Source organism: Polaribacter sp. (genome assembly GCF_965656025.1).
Lineage (GTDB): Bacteria > Bacteroidota > Bacteroidia > Flavobacteriales > Flavobacteriaceae > Polaribacter.
This window is the reverse complement of record NZ_CBFHJT010000024.1, coordinates 5,582-7,657: the sequence shown is the minus strand read 5'-3', so window position 1 is coordinate 7,657 and position 2,076 is coordinate 5,582. Positions and strand designations below refer to the sequence as shown.

The following is a 2,076-nucleotide window of genomic DNA, read 5'->3' as shown; positions in this document are numbered from 1 at the left end:
TTTTATTTTATTTCAAACTTTACATAAATAGAAGATTTTACTATTATTTTTTCAAATTGAACAATGGATTTATTACGTTTCATTTTAGAAATCCCACTATTATAACCAGAAACATTAATGTTATTTGCAAACGTATAATTTTGATTGTTTGCATCAATCTCATTTATTTTAATAGGCTTCCCAACTTTTTCCCCAATAGCACTTAACAAATAACTGGCCTTATTTTTGGCTGCTTTTATAGCGTTAATTCTATTTTCTTTTCGCAGTTCTATCATGTTAGAATGTGTGGCTTTTGTAACATTTACATCTGTTATTTTAAGATCATCTAAACAATTAAAAAACTGCTTTAATTTTTTTGAGTTAGTTATTTTTAGATGGTATTTTGCTGTAGAAAGAATTTCTTTAGTAAACCAACCTGTTTTAGAAAGTACCGAATTCACATCAGAAATAAATAGATATTTCTCAGGGATACCAATGTTTTTTAATTCGTTTTTAAGAATGTTTTCCAATGTTTCTAAAGCTATTTTTTTCCCATTTTCCATTCGCTCTTTTAGATAAATATCTAAGTAAATTTCATCGGGTATAATTTCTTTTTCAGCAATACCTACAACTTCAATGTAAGAATTTTCTACTTTGTTTTGTTGACTAAAAGTTACTGTTGTAATGAAAAGTAAGATTGCAAATGTTTTAATTTTCATGGGTTTGTTTTTTGTTGATATAAAACTAAAGCAACATTTTTTAAGAAAATAATTACAATGAGTAAACACTACTTTTTAATGAGTAAACGAAAATAAAAAATTAGCAAACTAGCCAAAAGAATCTTTAAAACCCTTAATTGTATATAAATCGCGTTTTTTTAGATGCTTTTTTGTGTGTATGTTTACAACAATTAATTGTTTCTATGGAACTTAAAAAAATATTTTACTGCTTTTTATTGTTGTTTCAAACACTAATTATTGCACAAGAAACCTCTGTAAACAATACAGATAAACAATTTTTTGTTCAAGTAAAAGTAGAAATAAAAAAGACCAAAACACCCATCAAAAATGCAGATGTTTCTGTAAATGGTAAAAGTTTTTATTTTTCAGAAATAGATGGTTTTTATAAAGTAGAGGCTAGGGTAGGAGACCAGTTAGTAGTTTCGCATCCAGATTTCGATGATGTGTATTATACGATTACTTCTAATGAAGAAATTAAGGTTGTAATAGAGGGCTTTAATCCACAAAACCTTTCTTTATACAAACGAAAAGATAGCTTTGTAAGTTATTTAGATTCTGCAAAATTTTATAAAACAAAAGACATAGATAAAAGTTTGTCTTTTATAGAAAAAGCAATAAAAACAAGTAAAACTAGAGATAGAAATGCCAAAACATATGGCACTTTAGCTAGTGTTTATCTACATTGGAAACAATATGATTTGGCTGTAAATAATTACAAACTATCGCTACAAATTAAAGAAAATACGACTGCAAAAATAGGTTTGGCAAAAGCATTATTTAATTTAAAAGAGTATGACAAAGCCATTACTGCTTACAAAAAAATTGAGCAAACAGCACTAAGTAAATTTGAGCAAATTGTTGTTTTAGAAGGATTAGCAGACACTTATTTTGCTATTAAAAAATACACCTTAGCCAAAGAGCAATTTAACAAAGCCTTCAATATTGCTAACAAAAACAAAGTAAACTCTAAAATAACAGATATCAGCTCTAAAATAGCAGCTGTTTTTGCGGCAGAAGGAAATCTAAAAGAAGCTAATTTAAATTATAATAAAAGTTTAAAATTCGCAGCAAAAGAAAATGTAAATAGAGTTTTAAAAGAAGAAGAAAAAGTAGCTGATTTTTTAAACGAAAATAAAAAATATGACGAAGAAATTAAGCTTAGAAAAAAGAGTTTAGTAAAAGCAAATCAAAAAAAAATAGCGGCTCCACAAAAAGAAATTGTAGCAGATTCTATTACCTCGCAAAAAATAAATTATAAAATTGGGAATGCTTATCTGTTAAAAGAAGATTACAAAGAAGCCATTCCTTTTTTAGAAAAAAGTAGAAAAGATGCTAAAAAAAATAAGGATATTGTTGT

The 2,076-nt window shown here is 26.5% G+C and carries 2 protein-coding genes; one reads left to right on the top strand and one right to left on the bottom strand.

Annotated features, from left to right (window positions below):
* Nucleotides 1–2: 2 nt before the first annotated feature.
* Nucleotides 3–698: an SIMPL domain-containing protein gene (locus ACTG3S_RS06355; protein ID WP_439128525.1), complete on the bottom strand. Its 696-nt coding sequence runs from the start codon at nt 696–698 to the stop codon at nt 3–5.
* A gap of 203 nt (nt 699–901) precedes the next feature.
* Between ACTG3S_RS06355 and ACTG3S_RS06350 the strand changes: the two genes are divergently transcribed.
* Nucleotides 902–2,076: tetratricopeptide repeat protein (locus ACTG3S_RS06350; protein ID WP_439128524.1), on the top strand; the 1,175-nt coding region annotated here is incomplete at its 3' end.